This is a genomic window from Streptomyces tyrfis (genome assembly GCF_037034285.1).
Classification (GTDB): domain Bacteria; phylum Actinomycetota; class Actinomycetes; order Streptomycetales; family Streptomycetaceae; genus Streptomyces.
Genome location: NZ_JBAGJZ010000028.1, coordinates 96,891 through 112,530 on the forward strand (window position 1 = coordinate 96,891; position 15,640 = coordinate 112,530).

At 73.9% G+C, this 15,640-nt stretch carries 13 protein-coding genes; 7 read left to right on the forward strand and 6 right to left on the reverse strand.

Features of this window, described 5'->3' with window-relative positions; all coding sequences use genetic code 11:
• Positions 1-21: 21 nt before the first annotated feature.
• The gene (locus WA762_RS21740) at positions 22-504 is read right to left on the reverse strand and encodes a hypothetical protein (protein WP_335937650.1); all 483 of its coding nucleotides are present in this window, start codon (positions 502-504) and stop codon (positions 22-24) included.
• Between the two features lie 413 nt (positions 505-917).
• On the opposite strand from WA762_RS21740, the gene WA762_RS21745 reads away from it, so the two are divergent.
• From WA762_RS21745 to WA762_RS21760, 4 genes are read left to right on the forward strand one after another with little or no spacing between them, the layout of a single operon-like run.
• Positions 918-3,659: a sensor histidine kinase gene (locus WA762_RS21745; protein ID WP_335937663.1), complete on the forward strand. Its 2,742-nt coding sequence runs from the start codon at positions 918-920 to the stop codon at positions 3,657-3,659.
• A complete protein-coding gene (locus WA762_RS21750) occupies positions 3,656-4,099 on the forward strand; it encodes a roadblock/LC7 domain-containing protein (protein WP_335937651.1) in 444 nt (147 codons plus the stop codon). Before WA762_RS21745 ends, WA762_RS21750 begins: the two co-directional genes overlap by 4 nt.
• 9 nt (positions 4,100-4,108) lie before the next feature.
• Positions 4,109-4,531 carry a DUF742 domain-containing protein gene (locus WA762_RS21755; RefSeq protein WP_335937652.1) on the forward strand — a complete coding sequence of 141 codons (423 nt, stop codon included), beginning with the start codon at positions 4,109-4,111 and terminating at the stop codon, positions 4,529-4,531.
• The gene (locus WA762_RS21760) at positions 4,512-5,123 is read left to right on the forward strand and encodes a GTP-binding protein (RefSeq protein WP_335937653.1); all 612 of its coding nucleotides are present in this window, start codon (positions 4,512-4,514) and stop codon (positions 5,121-5,123) included. The genes WA762_RS21755 and WA762_RS21760 overlap by 20 nt, the downstream gene beginning before the upstream one ends.
• Before the next feature lie 71 nt (positions 5,124-5,194).
• On the opposite strand, the gene WA762_RS21765 is transcribed toward WA762_RS21760, so the two are convergent.
• A complete protein-coding gene (locus tag WA762_RS21765) occupies positions 5,195-5,548 on the reverse strand; it encodes an Mpo1-like protein (RefSeq protein ID WP_335937654.1) in 354 nt (117 codons plus the stop codon).
• A gap of 113 nt (positions 5,549-5,661) precedes the next feature.
• Positions 5,662-6,456: a M15 family metallopeptidase gene (locus WA762_RS21770; RefSeq protein WP_335937655.1), complete on the reverse strand. Its 795-nt coding sequence runs from the start codon at positions 6,454-6,456 to the stop codon at positions 5,662-5,664.
• A 57-nt stretch (positions 6,457-6,513) separates the two neighbouring features.
• On the opposite strand from WA762_RS21770, the gene WA762_RS21775 reads away from it, so the two are divergent.
• The gene (locus tag WA762_RS21775; RefSeq protein ID WP_335937656.1) at positions 6,514-7,059 is read left to right on the forward strand and encodes an NUDIX domain-containing protein; all 546 of its coding nucleotides are present in this window, start codon (positions 6,514-6,516) and stop codon (positions 7,057-7,059) included.
• A 178-nt stretch (positions 7,060-7,237) separates the two neighbouring features.
• On the opposite strand, the gene WA762_RS21780 is transcribed toward WA762_RS21775, so the two are convergent.
• Positions 7,238-9,589, reverse strand: coding sequence for a glycoside hydrolase family 31 protein (locus WA762_RS21780; protein WP_335937657.1), 2,352 nt, complete (start codon positions 9,587-9,589; stop codon positions 7,238-7,240).
• Between the two features lie 222 nt (positions 9,590-9,811).
• Between WA762_RS21780 and WA762_RS21785 the strand changes: the two genes are divergently transcribed.
• Positions 9,812-11,788: an acetoacetate--CoA ligase gene (locus WA762_RS21785; RefSeq protein WP_335937658.1), complete on the forward strand. Its 1,977-nt coding sequence runs from the start codon at positions 9,812-9,814 to the stop codon at positions 11,786-11,788.
• A gap of 68 nt (positions 11,789-11,856) precedes the next feature.
• On the forward strand, positions 11,857-12,900 hold the full coding sequence (locus WA762_RS21790) for a hypothetical protein (RefSeq protein ID WP_335937659.1): 1,044 nt from the start codon (positions 11,857-11,859) through the stop codon (positions 12,898-12,900).
• Between the two features lie 127 nt (positions 12,901-13,027).
• Here the strand turns inward: WA762_RS21790 and ptsP are convergent, their stop codons facing one another.
• Together ptsP and WA762_RS21800 are read right to left on the reverse strand one after the other, a co-directional pair.
• Positions 13,028-14,698 (reverse strand): phosphoenolpyruvate--protein phosphotransferase, encoded by a 1,671-nt coding sequence (gene ptsP / locus WA762_RS21795; protein WP_335937660.1) that lies wholly within the window; start codon positions 14,696-14,698, stop codon positions 13,028-13,030.
• Positions 14,699-14,774: 76 nt separating this feature from the next.
• On the reverse strand, positions 14,775-15,224 hold the full coding sequence (locus tag WA762_RS21800; protein ID WP_335937661.1) for a PTS sugar transporter subunit IIA: 450 nt from the start codon (positions 15,222-15,224) through the stop codon (positions 14,775-14,777).
• Positions 15,225-15,640 lie beyond the last annotated feature (416 nt).

The window sequence follows — 15,640 nt, forward strand, 5'->3', positions numbered from 1 at the left end:
CCGGGGCCGTCCCGAGCCCGTTCACGCCTGCGAGAAGCCGCCCGTGCCCCCGCGGCGTATCCGCGCGTCCTCCCGCTCCGCGGACCGCTGGGCCCGCCGTGCCCTGCGCCGTTCCCGGCGCAGCTCCCGCGCCGAGCTGCTCGGTGTGGACACCACGCCGTGGCGCTGGTTCCAGACCTGCCGGGTGACCCAGACGTCCAGCACCGACCAGGTCGCGATCACCGTGCTGGCCACACCGCTCAGCACCATCGGGAAGGCCAGCCAGGACTCCGTCAGCGTGCAGAGGAAGGCGATCACGGCCTGGATGATCGTCAGCGACATGATGAGCACGGCGCGCACCGCGGCCGTGCGGACCGGGTCCGGCATCCGCCGGCGGGTGGCCGGCTCCTCCACCCAGAGCGGACGGCGCTGCCGGGGCGGGACGTGCGTACCGGGGGCGGCCGCCGGGACCGATCTCGCGACCGGTGCCGACGACACCGGTCCCCGGCGTTCTTCCGTATCCAAGGACTCTCAACTCCCCACCGATGTCCGACTTCTGGGTTGCTGCCCGGCATGCGCCGTCGCTACGCGGGCGGGTCGGACCGTCCTGCACCGTGTGTTCCCCGCGCTCCCCACGTCCCCCTGTCCCCGTACAGAGAGACGAGCAAAAGGCCGGGAAGATTCCCCCGAACCGTCATCGAGCGAAGAATTCCGGCCAACTGCCCTGTCTGACAGTGTGCGGCACCGGAGGGTCTCTTCTGCCGCTTTCGCGAAATTCACGGTCCGGAATACCGGGACAACTCATGATCGCCAAGGGGGAGGGCGGCTGAAAAACGTTCCGGACATCTCTTCGGGTTGTCTCTCCGTCAGTAGTAGGCTCTCGCCGTTTGCTGACGGAACACGACCCCTCGACCCGTGGGGTCGGGCTGGGGGAGGCCGTGCGCTTTCGCGGGAAGTCCATCCGCAGGAAGATCGTGGCGCTGCTGCTGGTGCCCCTCGTCTCCCTCACCGGACTCTGGGGTTTCGCCACCTTTCTGACCGGCCGCGAGGCCAGTCATCTGATTCACGCGAACGCGGTGGTGGAAAAGGTCGGCCACCCCCTGGAGGACACCGTCCGCGCCCTTCAGGACGAGCGCCGTCAGACCCTCGTCCTCCTCGCCGATCCCCGGACCTCCGACGCACTGCCGCTGCTGCGGCGCCAACGGGCCGTCACCGACCGCGTCCTGGCGGACGTCAGGGAGAGCGCACGGCGCAAGGACATGCGCGACGCGCTGCGGCCCGAGGACGGAAAACAGCTGAACTCCGTTCTCGACACCGCCGAGGGCCTCGGCGCGCTCCGGGAATCCGTCGACGGACGCACCATCGACCGCGCGAAGGCGATGGAGTTCTACAGCCGCCTGATAGACCCCTGCTACCGCTTTCTGACCGGCCTCCGCACGATGGAGAACGTGTCGGCGGAGAGGCAGGTCCGCGCCCTGGCCGGTATCTCCCGGGCCCGCGAAACGCTCTCCCGGGAAGACGCGCTGGTCGCCTCGTCGCTCATCGCCGGCCGGCTCACCGCCGCGGAACTGCGGCAGGTCTCCGACTTCGCCGCCAACCGCCGGCTCCTCTACGAGATCAACGGCGAGCTGCTCCCGGCCGCGGAACGCCGCAGCGTGGAGCGGTACTGGTCGAGTCCGGACACCGAGGCGCTGCGGGCCATGGAGAAGTCGCTCCTCGACGCCGGGCCCACCGACGACCCGCGCACGGCCGACGCCGAGCGCTGGCAGCAGGCGGCGACCCCGGTCCTGGACCGGCTGGCCGCCGACCTCACCGAGATGAACGACCGCTTCCAGGAACGCGGCCGGCCGGCCGGCTACGGCGTCCTGGTCAAGGCCGGAGTCGCGGGCGTCCTCGGCTTCCTGGCCCTGCTCGCCTCGGTGTTCGTCTCCGTGCGCATCGGCCGCGAGCTCATCCGCGACCTGTCCCGGCTCCGCAAGGACGCGCACGAGGTCTCCGGCGTCCGGCTGCCGAGTGTGATGCGCCGGCTCGCCGCCGGTGAGCAGGTCGACGTCGAGACCGAGGCCCCGCACCTCCAGTACGACCGGGACGAGATCGGCCAGGTCGGGCAGGCGCTCAACACCCTGCAGCGCGCCGCCGTCGAGGCCGCCGTCAAGCAGGCGGACATGCGGCGCGGGGTGTCCGAGGTCTTCGTGAACCTCGCCCGGCGCAACCAGGTGCTGCTGCACCGCCAGCTGACGCTCCTGGACGCCATGGAGCGCCGTACCGAGAACACCGACGAGCTCGCGGACCTGTTCCGCCTCGACCACCTGACCACCCGCATGCGGCGGCACGCGGAGGGCCTGGTGATCCTCTCCGGCGCCGCCCCGTCCCGCCAGTGGCGCAAGCCGGTCCAGCTGATGGACGTGGTACGGGCGGCGGTCGCCGAGGTCGAGGACTACGAACGGATCGAGGTCCGCAGGCTGCCCCGCATCGGCGTGAGCGGCCCCGCCGTGGCCGACCTCACCCACCTGATCGCGGAACTCCTGGAGAACGCCACCGTGTTCTCGCCCCCGCACACCGCCGTCCAGGTGCTGGGGGAGCGCGTCTCCAACGGCTTCACCCTCGAAATCCACGACCGCGGCCTGGGCATGGCCCCCGACGCCCTCCTCGACGCGAACCTGCGGCTGGCCGAGACACCCGAGTTCGAGCTCTCCGACACCGACCGGCTCGGCCTCTTCGTGGTCAGCCGCCTCGCCCAGCGGCAGAACGTCCGGGTGTCGCTGCAGCCCTCCCCGTACGGCGGCACGACCGCGGTCGTCCTCATCCCCGCGACGGTGCTCACCGACTCCGCCCCGGAGACGCACGGCACCGGCTTCCGCCTCGACCGGCGCTCCGAACGGGCGATCGGCGGCGCGCGGAGCTCCGGCCGCGGACCGGGCGGCAAGGGGCGGCCGGACGGCGCGCCGGACCGCCGGACCCCCGGCCGGGCCCCGGGGCTCGTCCCCGTTCCCGCCGGCGCCGTCGACCCGGCCCTCCTGGACGGTCCGGTCGAGCTCGAGGGCCCGGTCGAGACGATGGACCTCCCGGCCGACCCCCTCCTCGACCCGCTGCTGCGCGGCGCGGCCGACCTCGACGACGCCGAGAGCGAGCGCGGCGGCATCTTCCGCGCCCGCGACCCGCGGCGCGACGGCGACCCCGAGCCGCACCGGCAGGCGCCCGACCGGCCCGGGGACGCCCCGGGCGACGCCCGCCCGGGACGCCCCGCCGGCGGTCCGGCCCCGCTGCCCCGCCGCACCCCGCCGACCCTGGTCGCGGAGAACGGACGCCGGGTCGACGACCCGGGACGCGCCCGCCCCGCCGCCGGGCCCGGCTCCCCGTCCCGCCCCGAGGGCGACGCCGGCCCGCGCCCCGCCGAGCCCGCGCCGGGCCCGCGCCCGCCCCGCGAGACCGTGGGCGGCCTGCCCCGCCGCGTCCGGCAGGCGAGCCTGGCCCCGCAGCTGCGCGACGAACCCGGCGGCGCCGCCGAACCGGCCGGGACGGGCCCGGCCCATGACTTCGAACGCGACGCGGACGAGGTGCGCAGTCGCATGGCCTCGCTCCAACGCGGCTGGCAACGCGGACGTCGGCAGAACGCCGAGGACGCGCCCGGACGCGGTGACACAGCACAAGGAACCACTCCGGGAGGGGACGGTCGATGACCGCACCGAACGCCGTAGCAACCAACGCCGAACGCCGGGGGTCCGGTCAGCTCAACTGGCTCCTCGACGAACTCGTCGGCCGCGTGGCCAGCATCCGCAAGGCGCTGGTGCTCTCCAGCGACGGCCTCGCCACCGGCACGTCCGAGGAACTGACCCGGGAGGACAGCGAACACCTGGCGGCCGTGGCCTCCGGATTCCACAGCCTCGCCAAGGGCGTCGGACGCCACTTCGACGCGGGCCGGGTCCGCCAGACCGTCGTCGAGCTGGACGAGGCCTTCCTCTTCGTCACGGCGGCGGGCGACGGCAGCTGCCTCGCCGTGCTGGCCGACGCCGACTCCGACGTCGGCCTGGTGGCGTACGAGATGACGCTGATGGTCAAGCGCGTCGGCGCCCACCTGGCCAACGCGCCCCGGACGACCGGCCAGTCCGCCGGGGGGTGAGCCGACGGCATGAGCGCTGACTCCTCCGTACCGCCGACCCCGCGCACCGACCCGCAGGCGTCGCGGTGGTACGACGCCGAGGCGGGGCCCGTGGTCCGTCCGTACGCGATGACCCGCGGCCGTACCAGCAGCGCCACCCGCCATCGACTCGACCTGATCGCGGTCGTCGTGCCCGAACCCGCGGCCGACGACCCCGGCGGGGACCGGACGCTCTCACCGGAACACGTGGAGATCGTCGAACTGTGCAGCGCCATGCCCCAGTCGATCGCCGAGCTCGCGGCCGGCCTGGACCTCCCCGTGGGGGTGGTCCGGGTCCTGGTCGGCGACCTCGTCGAGAGCGAGCTGGTGCACGTGACCCGTCCCGTTCCGCCGGCCGAACTGCCGGACGTGAGCATTCTTCGCGAGGTGATCAATGGCCTTCGGGCGCTCTAGCCGCGGCAAGCGGCCCGTCGAGCCCGTCACCCTGAAAATCCTGGTGGCGGGCGGCTTCGGCGTGGGCAAGACGACGCTGGTCGGCGCGGTCAGCGAGATCCGCCCGCTGCGCACCGAGGAGGAGCTCAGCGAGGCGGGCCGCCCGGTGGACGACGTGGCGGGCGTGGAGGCGAAGACCACCACCACCGTGGCCATGGACTTCGGCCGGATCACCCTCCGCGAGAACCTGGTGCTCTACCTCTTCGGCACGCCGGGCCAGGACCGGTTCTGGTTCCTCTGGGACGAACTCGCCCAGGGGTCGCTGGGCGCGGTGGTGCTCGCCGACACCAGGCGGCTGGAGGACTGCTTCGCCGCGGTCGACTACTTCGAGCGCCGCGCGATCCCGTTCGTCGTCGCCGTCAACTGCTTCGAGGGTGCCGAGCGCTTTCCCGTGGGGACGGTCCAGGCGGCCCTGGACCTCGACCCCGAGGTGCCGGTGGTCCTGTGCGACGCGCGGGACCGCTCCTCGGCGCGGGACGTGCTGGTCACGGTCGTCGAGCACGCGGTGGAACGGGTGGAGCGCCCCCGCGACGCGGAGCCGGCCAGGACGTAGCGCGCCCGCCCGGCCGGCGGCCGGCATCCCGCGCCGGCCGCCGGCCGCGGGTCACGATCGTCGATCGCGGATCACGACCGGCGGTCCTCGGCGAGCCATTCGGCCGCCGTCTCCGCCAGCTCGTGGTCGCGGCCCGCCAGCATCGTCCGGATCATCCGTACGTCACCGCGCAGCGACCAGAGCGGATGCCCGAACGTGGCCGGGTTGTTCTTCTCGATCAGGAAATGGGCGGGCCAGGCGGTCCCGTAACCGATCAGCGGCAGCGCCGCCGCGTACCTCTTCCGGCCCCGCGACAGGCCGTAGGCGGCGACCGCGAGACCGGTGAGGGTGCCGGCCAGATGGACCCAGCGGGTCGCGGCCCTGGAGTGCATCGCGACGTAGTAGGGCCAGAATTCCTCGTACGAATCGAACGTCTGCTGTGGCATATGGGGCACCGTAGTGGCTCCGACGGCAACCGGAAACGGCCCGGACGCGTCGGAGGGGGAGGCGGGCCGGCCGGAGCTCGCGGGGGTGGTCCCGGCCGGCCCTTCCGTACGGTTCAGCGGCCCGTCAGGGACCCCCGGGCGACGGGGAAGTCGAAGTAGGCGTCCGGGAACGGCTCCGCGCGAAGGGTGTAGTGCCACCACTCCTCGGCCAGGTTCACGAAGCCCGCCTCGGTGAGGACCTTCTTGAGGAACTGCCGGTTGGCCCGCCGCACCCCCCGGATCCGCGGGTCGTCGGTGTGGGCGAGCGTGTCGAAGCAGTCGAAACCGGTGCCCATGTCCACGGAACTGTCCGGGAAGCGCTCGTCCCGCGGCGCGTAGCAGGGCGCCGAGGGACGGTCCGGGCCGGCCGGCGGAACGGGCAGCCGCACCAGCGTCAGGTCCACCGTGCTGCCGCGGCTGTGCCCGGACTTCTCCGCGATGTAGCCGTCCGCGAACAGCCGGGACTTGTCGACCCGCGGGTAGAACTCGCCCTTCATCGTCTGGTCGTCGAGGTCCTTCGCCCAGCGCACGAAGTGGTCGACCGCCCGCTGCGGCCGGTAGCAGTCGTACACCTTCAGCGAGTACCCCCGGCGCAGCAGCCGGGACTGCGCGCGGTGCAGGGCCAGGGCCGCGGGCCGGGTCAGGATGCACAGCGGCTCGCGGTAGCCGTCCACCGGCACGCCCATGAAGGTGTGCGCGGTCGGATAGCGCATCTCCTGGATGATCGTCGGGTCCACCGAGCGCAGCGCGACGAACTCTTCGGGGGCGCGCGGCTCGGGCAGGGCGCCGGCCGCGGGAGCGGTCGCGACGACGGCGAGGAGGGCGGCGGAGGCCGCCAGGACACGGAGAGCGGAAGCCATTCCTGTCATGGGCACATAATCCCGGAGTGGGGGAGGCTCCGGCGGCCGATCGGATACAGTCCGCGCGTGTCCGCGTTCACGAACCGCCCCGAGAAGCCGGTCAAGGGCTCCCACTGCGCCTCCTGCGGCACCCCCTACGCCGCCCCGCCCGACGCCCGGGCCGCCTGGCCCCGTACCTGTGCCGTCTGCGGCGACACCGCCTACCGCAACCCGCTGCCCGTCGCCGTGGCCCTGCTGCCCGTCACCGGCCGGGACGGCGCCGGTCTCGTCGTCATCACCCGGACCATCCCGCCCCGGCTCGGCGGGACCGCGCTCCCCGGCGGCTTCATCGACCACGCCGAGGACTGGCAGCACGCCGTCGTCCGCGAACTCCGCGAGGAGACCGGCATCGAGGCCGCCGAGGGCGACGTCCGGCTCGCCGACGCGCTCAGCGATCCGGAAGGGCATCTGCTCCTCTTCGGACTCCTTCCGGAACGTCCCGCCGACTCCCTCCCGCCCTCCGCGCCCACCGACGAGACCTCCGGCTTCCGGGTGCTGGGCGCGCCCACCGAGCTCGCGTTCCCGCTGCACACCCGCGCCGTCCGGCGGTGGTTCGAGGGCCGCTACCGCTGACCGGGCCGCCGCCCGCCCCGCGCGGCCCGGCCGCCCGACTCCCGCACCGGGCCTCGGCCCCGCCCGTTGCCCGCGCACTCGCACCGCACGGCCGGCCCCGGCGCCCTGCCGGCGCGGGACCGCGACCCGTGCCCCCGCCCCAGGGCGGCCGACGGCCCCGGCCCGCCGCCCGCAGGACTCACAGCCCGCGCACCCGCACCGGGCGGCCCACCGGCCCCGCCACCCCCTCGCGCTCCACCACGACCTTTCCGCCCTCCAGCCGCGTCGTATAGCGTTCGACCTCCGCCCGGTCCGGCCCGTCGCCCGGATCCGGCGCCGCCGAGCCGCCTCCCGGGCGCCCCGCGGCGGGAGCCCACACCTCCAGCTCCACGCCCCCGTCCGCCCCCCGCACCGGCAGCACCGAACCGGCACGCGCCAGCACCGGAATCCGCGACAACGGGGTGTCCAGCACCACCTGCCCGGGGCCCTCGTGGGCCTCGCCCGTCGCCGTGTCGTACCACCGGCCCCGCGGCAGCCGCACTGCCCGGCGGCCGGCGCCCTCCTCCAGCACCGGAGCCACCAGCAGCGCGTCGCCCAGCAGAAACGCGTCCTCGCAGTCCCGCAGCGCCCGTTCCCCCGGCGCCCGCCACCACAGCGGCCGCGCATACGGCGCCCCCGTCAGCTCGGCCAGCCGGGCCAGGGTCGCGAAGTACGGCCGCAGCCGCTCCCGCTCCGCCAGCGCGGCCCGCGCGTACTCCAGCACCCGCGGCCCGAACTCCCAGGGCTCGCGCCGGCCCGCGTCGATCGCCGAGTGCGTCCGGAACAACGGCAGATACGCGCCCAGCTGGAACCACCGCAGAAACAGTTCGGGCGACGGCGACCCGTCGAACCCGCCCACGTCAGGACCCGAGTACGGCACCCCGCACAGCCCGAGCCCCAGCACCAGCGCCAGCGACGCCCGCAACCCGGGCCAGCCGGTGGCCACGTCCCCGGACCAGGTGCCCCCGTACCGCTGCATCCCCGCCCAGCCGGAACGCGAGAACAGGAAGGGGCGCTCCCGCGGCCGCAGCCGGCGAAGCCCCTCGTGCCCGGCGCGCGCCATGGCGAGCCCGTACACGTTGTGCGCCTCGCGGTGATCGCCGCCCCGGCCCTCCAGACAGTGCCGCGCCGACCGCGGCAGCGTCGGATCGCCGAACGCGGCGAAGGACACCGGCTCGTTCATGTCGTGCCACACCCCGGAGAAGCCCTGCGCGAGCCGTTCCCCGTACAGCCCGCCCCACCACTCCCGCACCTCCGGATCGGTGAAGTCCGGATACACGCACTCGCCCGGCCACACCTCCCCGCGCACCACCCGCCCCCGCGCGTCCCGCACGAACGCCCCCCGGTCCCCGACCGCCGCGCCCGCGTCGAACACCGGGTACCCGGGCTCCGCCTTCACCGCGGGATCGACGATGGACACCAGCCGCACGCCCTCCTCCCGCAGCTCCTTCGCCAGCCCGGGCAGATCCGGGAAGCGCTCGCGGTCCACGGTGAACACCCGGTTCCCGTCGAAGTGGTCGATGTCCAGATGCAGCGCCGACAACGGCAGCCCCCGCTCCCGGTACCCGGCGACCACCCGCCGCACCTCGCGCTCGTCCCCGAACCCCCAGCGGGCGTGCTGCGGCCCCAGCGCCCAGGACGGGGGCAGCGCCGGGGCGCCGGTCAGCGCCGTCCAGGTCCGCAGCACCCGGGCCGGGGTCCCCGCCATCGCCCAGCACCGCAGCGGCCCGCCGTCCATCCGCACCTCGCACGTGCCCGGCCGGTCGTGGCCGGATCCCGCGCCCTCCTCGCCCTCGTGCAGCGTCACCCGACCCGACCAGGTGTTGTCGTGGAACACCAGGTGCGTCCCCGCGTCGGACACCACCAGCTGGACCGGCATCGTCAGGGACAGCGGATCGTCGCCCGGCCCGAAACGCCCGCCGGGATCGGTGTTCCACAGCCGGTACACACCGTCCCGCAGCCGGGGCCCCGACGCCCGCCCGCCGAGCCCGAAGAACCGGGCGTCCGCAGGCACCTCGGACCGCTGCACCCACCGGCGGTCGCCCCCCGACACCGGCTCCCACCAGCGCGGCGGCAGCTCCCGCCGGAGCAGCACCCCGCCCGGCGTCCGCAGCTCCACGGCCCCGTGCCGCGACACCGCGAGGGTCAGCCGCTCCGACACCACCTGCCAGCCGTCCTCCTTGTCCGGCTCCAGCCGGGCCCGCGGATCCGCCTCCGGCGGCGCCCCGGACAACGCGTACGACGGCAGCGGATCCGCCCCGTCCCAGCTCCAGAACACCGCACCCCCCACCGCGACCCGGACCCGCAGCTCCGACCGCGCGAACCGCACCACACCGCCGCCCGGCCCCGGCTCCGCCCCCGTCACCGGCCCCGGCACCCTCGCCCGCTCCGCCCCGCGCCGCGGCAGCGCCCGCGCGTCCGCGTTCCGCCTGCGCACGGCGGAGCGCACCATGCGCAGCCCCCGCGCCGAACCGATCAATTTCACCGAGCGCACCAGGTCACGACCATCCATGCAGCTCACCCTGCCACCCGGCGTACCGTGTGCGGGCCCCGTTCAACTTCCGTTCACCCGTGGTCGGACCACATGTCCCCACGCGCGGGCATGGGCGGCGAACCCTGGTGCGAACGACGATCACATGGCATCGTCCGTAACGACCGCCTCACGCGCACACCCCGGCACGTGCGCGCGCCCACGCCCACCCGCGTATTTCCGGACAGTCCAGGGAGTCGCCCCATGACCGCAGCAACCGACGAGACCCCGCTCTGGCAGCCGGGCCCCGACCGCATCGCCGCCGCGGCCGTCACCCGCTTCCAGGACTGGGCGGCCGGGCGGCACGGAGCACCGGCCGAGGGCGGCTACCCGGCGCTGCACCGCTGGTCCGTCCAGGAGCTCGACACGTTCTGGAAGGCCGTCGCGGAGTGGTTCGACGTGCGGTTCTCCACCCCCTACGAGTCCGTCGTCGGCGACCGCGCCATGCCCGGCGCCCAGTGGTTCCCCGGCGCCACCCTCAACTACGCCGAACACGCCCTGCGCACCGCCGAGGACCCGCTGCGCGCCGACGCCCCGGCACTGCTCCACGTCGACGAGACCCACGCCCAGTCGGCCATCTCCTGGTCCGAACTCCGCCGCCGCGTCGGGTCGCTGGCGGCCGCGCTGCGCGAACTCGGTGTCCGGCCCGGCGACCGCGTCAGCGCCTACCTCCCCAACATCCCCCAGGCCGTCATCGCCTTCCTCGCCACCGCGGCCGTCGGCGGCGTCTGGACCTCCTGCGCCCCCGACTTCGGCGCCCGCAGCGTCCTCGACCGCTTCCAGCAGGTCGAACCCGTCGTGCTGTTCACCGTCGACGGCTACCGCTACGGCGGCAAGGAGCACCACCGCGCCGACACGGTCGCGGAGCTGCGCCGGGAACTCCCCACCCTGCGCGCCGTGGTCCACATCCCGCTGCTGGGCACCGACGCCCCGGAGGGGGCACTCGCCTGGTCGGAGCTCACCGCGGGCGACACGGAGCCGGTCTTCGAACCCGTTCCCTTCGGCCATCCGCTGTGGGTGCTGTACTCCTCCGGGACCACCGGGCTCCCCAAGGCGATCGTCCAGTCCCAGGGCGGCATCCTGCTGGAGCACTTCAAGCAGATCGGCCTGCACTGCGACCTCGGCCCCGACGACCGGTTCTTCTGGTACACCTCCACCGGCTGGATGATGTGGAACTTCCTCGTCTCCGGCCTGCTCACCGGCACCACGCTCGTCCTGTACGACGGAAGCCCCGGCTTCCCGGACATCAGCGCCCAGTGGCGGGTGGCTGAACAGACCGGCGCCACCCTCTTCGGCACCTCCGCCGCCTACGTCATGGCCTGCCGCAAGGCCGGCCTCCACCCGGGCCGCGACCTCGACCTCTCCCGCGTCCAGTGCGTCGCCACCACCGGCTCCCCGCTGCCGCCCGACGGATTCCGGTGGCTGCGCGACGAGGTCGACGGCGACCTGTGGATCGCCTCCGTCAGCGGCGGCACCGACGTGTGCAGCTGCTTCGCCGGAGCGGTGCCCACCCTCCCCGTGCACATCGGCGAGCTCCAGGCCCCGTGCCTGGGCACCGACCTCCAGTCCTGGGATCCCGAGGGCAGACCGCTCATCGGCGAGGTCGGCGAACTGGTCGTCACCGCCCCCATGCCGTCCATGCCGATCCGCTTCTGGAACGACCCCGACGGCAGCCGCTACCACGACAGCTACTTCGACATGTACCCCGGCGTCTGGCGGCACGGCGACTGGATCACCATCACCGAACGGGGCTCGGTCGTCATCCACGGCCGCTCCGACTCCACCCTCAACCGCCAGGGCGTCCGCATGGGCTCCGCGGACATCTACGAGGCCGTCGAGCGGCTCCCCGAGATCCGCGAGTCCCTCGTCGTCGGCATCGAGGAACCCGACGGCGGCTACTGGATGCCGCTGTTCGTCCATCTCGCCCCCGGCGCCGTGCTCGACGACGCGCTGCGCGACCGCGTCAAGCACACCATCCGCGAGAACCTCTCGCCGCGCCATGTCCCGGACGAGATCATTGAGGTACCCGGCATCCCGCACACCCTCACGGGCAAGCGCATCGAGGTTCCGGTCAAGCGCCTCCTGCAGGGCACGGCCCTGACCAAGGCGGTCAACCCCGGCTCGATCGACAACCTCGAACTCCTCCGCTTCTACGAGGACCTGGCCCGCCGCCGTCGCTGAGCGTCCCCTTGTCAGTGCCCGCGATTACTCTGAGTGAGCAACGATCGTCAGCGCACTGGGGGAGTCACATGGCGCACAGCAGGAACGTCCGGCGGACCGGGCGCGAGAAGACCGCACACCTCCCGGACGGCCAGGACCCGGCCGTCCGGGACGCCGCAGGACCCGGCGGACCCCGGAGCGAGGGAGCCGGCCGGGACCGGCCCCGGCCCGGCGGGACCGCGCGGCCCCGCGGCCGCACCGGGTCCTCCCCGCGGCGCACGCTGCGCCGCGAAGCCCCCAGCACCGTCGGCCTGCTCGCCGACGAACGGGACTTCGCGGCGATGCGCCGCTACCGCACCTTCGCCTTCGACGACCACACCGCCTACCTCCGGCAGGTCGAGCGCCTGCTCAAGTCCCTTGCCGCACAGGGCATCCACACCACGGTCGCGCTCTTCGACCCCGAGGAGTACGAGGAGTTCTGCGGCGAGACCGGGATCGCCGCCGACGCCCCCGCCAGCCGCAGCCGCTTCACCGCCGAGATCGCCTCGGCCGGCGCCACCGTCGCGTACACCGGACAGCCCATCGACGACCTGGTCCCGCTGCTGATCGACCGGGCCGTCCGCCAGGCCACCCGGACGTACGCCACGATGATCCTGGCCGGCCTCGGGGACTGCGCGGACTGCGGCCAGGACATCGGCCGCGGCGCCTTCGACCGCGCGTCCCACCTCCTGCTGCGCATGCTGGAGACGGCCGGGCCCGGCACCCACCACCTGGTCTGCTCCACGCCCCTGGAGGACGAACGGCTGCTCGCCGTCCTGCACATCGAACGCGACGCGGCGGGCCCGGCCCGTCTCGCGTCGGCGGAGGGCGCCGAGTTCGTCATGGTGCTCGCCGTGGGGATCGCCCTGGAGAAGCCCGGAGGAGTGGTGCTGCGCACGAGCGGCCCCGGCGCCCGGGACCGGGTGCACGGCTGGCTGCTGGACCGCGGCGGTCTGGTCCCGCTCACCGCCGGCGAGGTCTTCAACGCCTACTGCACCGACGCCGACACCGGCGAACCCATCGCCCCGGAGCCGCACGTGGAGTACTGCGCGGGCTTCGACATCGGCGCGGACGAGCCGGGGGAACACCACTGAGAGCCCCGGACCCGCGACCGCCGGACACGACTGCCGGGCCGGCGCCACCGGGACCCCGAAAAGGGGCTCCCCGCCGTCAGCGGCGGGGAGCCCCTCTCCTCCCGGTCCTCGGCACCGCGCCGCCCGGCTACTCGCCCGACAGCACGGCCTGCGCGGCCGTCCGCGCCTCCTCCGCGGTGTCCGCCGCACGCGCGGCGGAGGCGGCGCGCTCGCACTGCGCCAGCGTGTGCTTGGCCAGGGTGGCGCGGACATACGGAATGGACGCGGCGCCCATCGACAACGACGTCACGCCCAGCCCGGTCAGGACACAGGCCAGCAGCGGATCGGAGGCGGCCTCACCGCAGACGCCGCAGCTCTTCCCCTCGGCCCGGGCCGACTCCGCCGACAGCGCGACCAGATCGAGCAGCGCCGGCTGCCACGGGTCCTGGAGCCGGGACACCGCGCCGACCTGACGGTCGGCCGCGAAGGTGTACTGCGCCAGGTCGTTGGTGCCCAGCGAGAGGAACTCGACCTCCTGCAGGATCGAGCGCGCCCGCAGCGCGGCGGACGGGATCTCCACCATCGCGCCGAACTTCGCGCCCAGCCCCGCCTCCCGGCAGGCGTCGGCGAAGGCCCGCGCGTCGGTGCGGTCCGCGACCATCGGGGCCATGACCTCCAGATGCACCGGCAGCCCCTCGGCCGCCTTGGCCAGCGCGGTCAGCTGCGTCCGGAGCACCTCCGGGTGGTCCAGCAGGGTCCGCAGCCCGCGCACGCCGAGCGCCGGGTTCGGCTCGTCCCCGGGCGTCAGGAAGGCGAGCGGCTTGTCGGCGCCCGCGTCCAGCACCCGCACCACGACCCGTCCCTCGGGGAACGCCTCCAGCACGGCCCGGTACGCCGCGATCTGCTTCTCCTCGGACGGCGCCCGCTCGCTGTCGTCCAGGAACAGGAACTCGGTACGGAAGAGCCCCACGCCCTCCGCGCCGGCCTCGACCGCCGCGGGCACGTCCGCCGGCCCGCCCACGTTGGCGAGCAGCGGGACCTTGTGGCCGTCGGAGGTCGCCCCCGGACCGGTCGAGGCGGCCAGCGCGGCCCTGCGCGCGGCGGCGGCCTCGCGCAGCTCGGCACGCTTCTCCGCGCCGGGGTCGACGAAGACCTCACCGGAACTGCCGTCCACCGCTACGACCGTGCCCTCGGCCAGCTCGGTGGCGCCGGGGAGGGCCACCACGGCGGGCACGCCGAGCGCCCGGGCCAGGATCGCGCTGTGGCTGGTCGGCCCGCCCTCCTCGGTCACGAAGCCGAGCACCAGCGCGGGGTCGAGCAGGGCCGTGTCGGCGGGCGCCAGGTCCCGGGCGAACAGCACATAGGGCTCGTCGCTGTCCGGCACACCGGGCATCGGCACGCCGAGCAGCCGGGCCACGATCCGGTTGCGCACGTCGTCGAGGTCGGCGACCCGGCCCGCGAGGTACTCCCCGGCGTTGGCGAGCAGCGCCCGGTAGGAGGCGAACGCGTCGTAGACCGCCCGCTCGGCGGTGCTGCCGACGGCGATGCGCCGCTCCACGTCGGCCATCAGCTCCGGGTCCTGCGCCATCATGGCCTGGGCCTCCAGCACGTGCTGGGCCTCGCCGCCGGCCAGATTGCCGCGCGCGACCAGGTCCGCCGCCACGGCCTCGACCGCCTGGCGGGCGCGCCCCTGTTCGCGCTCCGCCTCCTCGGCCGGGATCTGCTTGGCCGGCGGTTCGAGCACCGCCGTCCCCATATGGCGCACCTCGCCGATCGCCACCCCGTGGCTCACACCGACGCCTCGCAGCGTTGTCTCCATCTCACCCGTCCCCGGTCGGGCGGCGGCCCGTGCCGCCGCGGTGGATATCCGGTCCGTCGTCATGCGACAGAGTCCCTCACTGCCAGCCGAAGAGTGTGTCGCCCGCCTTCACGTCCCCGCTCTCGCGGACGTCGGAGAGGGAGTCGGCGGTGGCCTCCAGCGCCACGACCGGGCACACCGGGGACTTGCCGAGGGCCTCCACGCCCGCGGGGTCCCAGCGGACGACGCCCTGGCCGCGCGCGACCGTGTCCCCCTTCTTCACGAGCAGTTCGAAGCCCTCGCCGTTGAGCTGAACGGTGTCGATGCCGAGGTGGACGAGGACGCCGTGCCCCTGCTCGTCCACGACGACGAACGCGTGCGGATGGAGGGAGACGACGATGCCGTCGACCGGCGACACCGCGACGGAACGCTCGCGCGCGGGGTCGATGGCGGTCCCGGGCCCCACCATCGCGCCGGAGAACACCGGATCCGGGACGGCGGAGAGCCCGATGGCGCGTCCGGCAAGAGGCGACGTCACAGTGGTCATGGGGAAACCTCCCAGGGGTGGAGCCTGTTGTGGTGCCGTCACGGCTGGTGGACGACGGCGTGCTGTCCAGCAGCGTAAGTCATAAGAAGATCCGATTCCGCCCGACTGCTGAGGATTCGCGCCCCTGCCGGGATGCCGGAGGCGATTTGCCTCGGCCATCGGCCGCCTGTATGGTCGTACCTCCGTCTGGCCCCGCCGCGATCCGCAATCGGAGCCGACGACGACTCTTGAAGCACACGATCCTTTTCCGTGATCGGCATCCGTATGTCTGCGGGGAGCCTGGTCGGAGAAAAGGAAAAGGCCTGATAGAGTCGGCCCCGCCGGAAAGGGAAAACGCGAAAGCGTGGAACCGGAACGGCGAACCCGCTTCGACCGGGAATCGGACGCGAAAGAGTCTGATAGAGTCGGAAACGCAG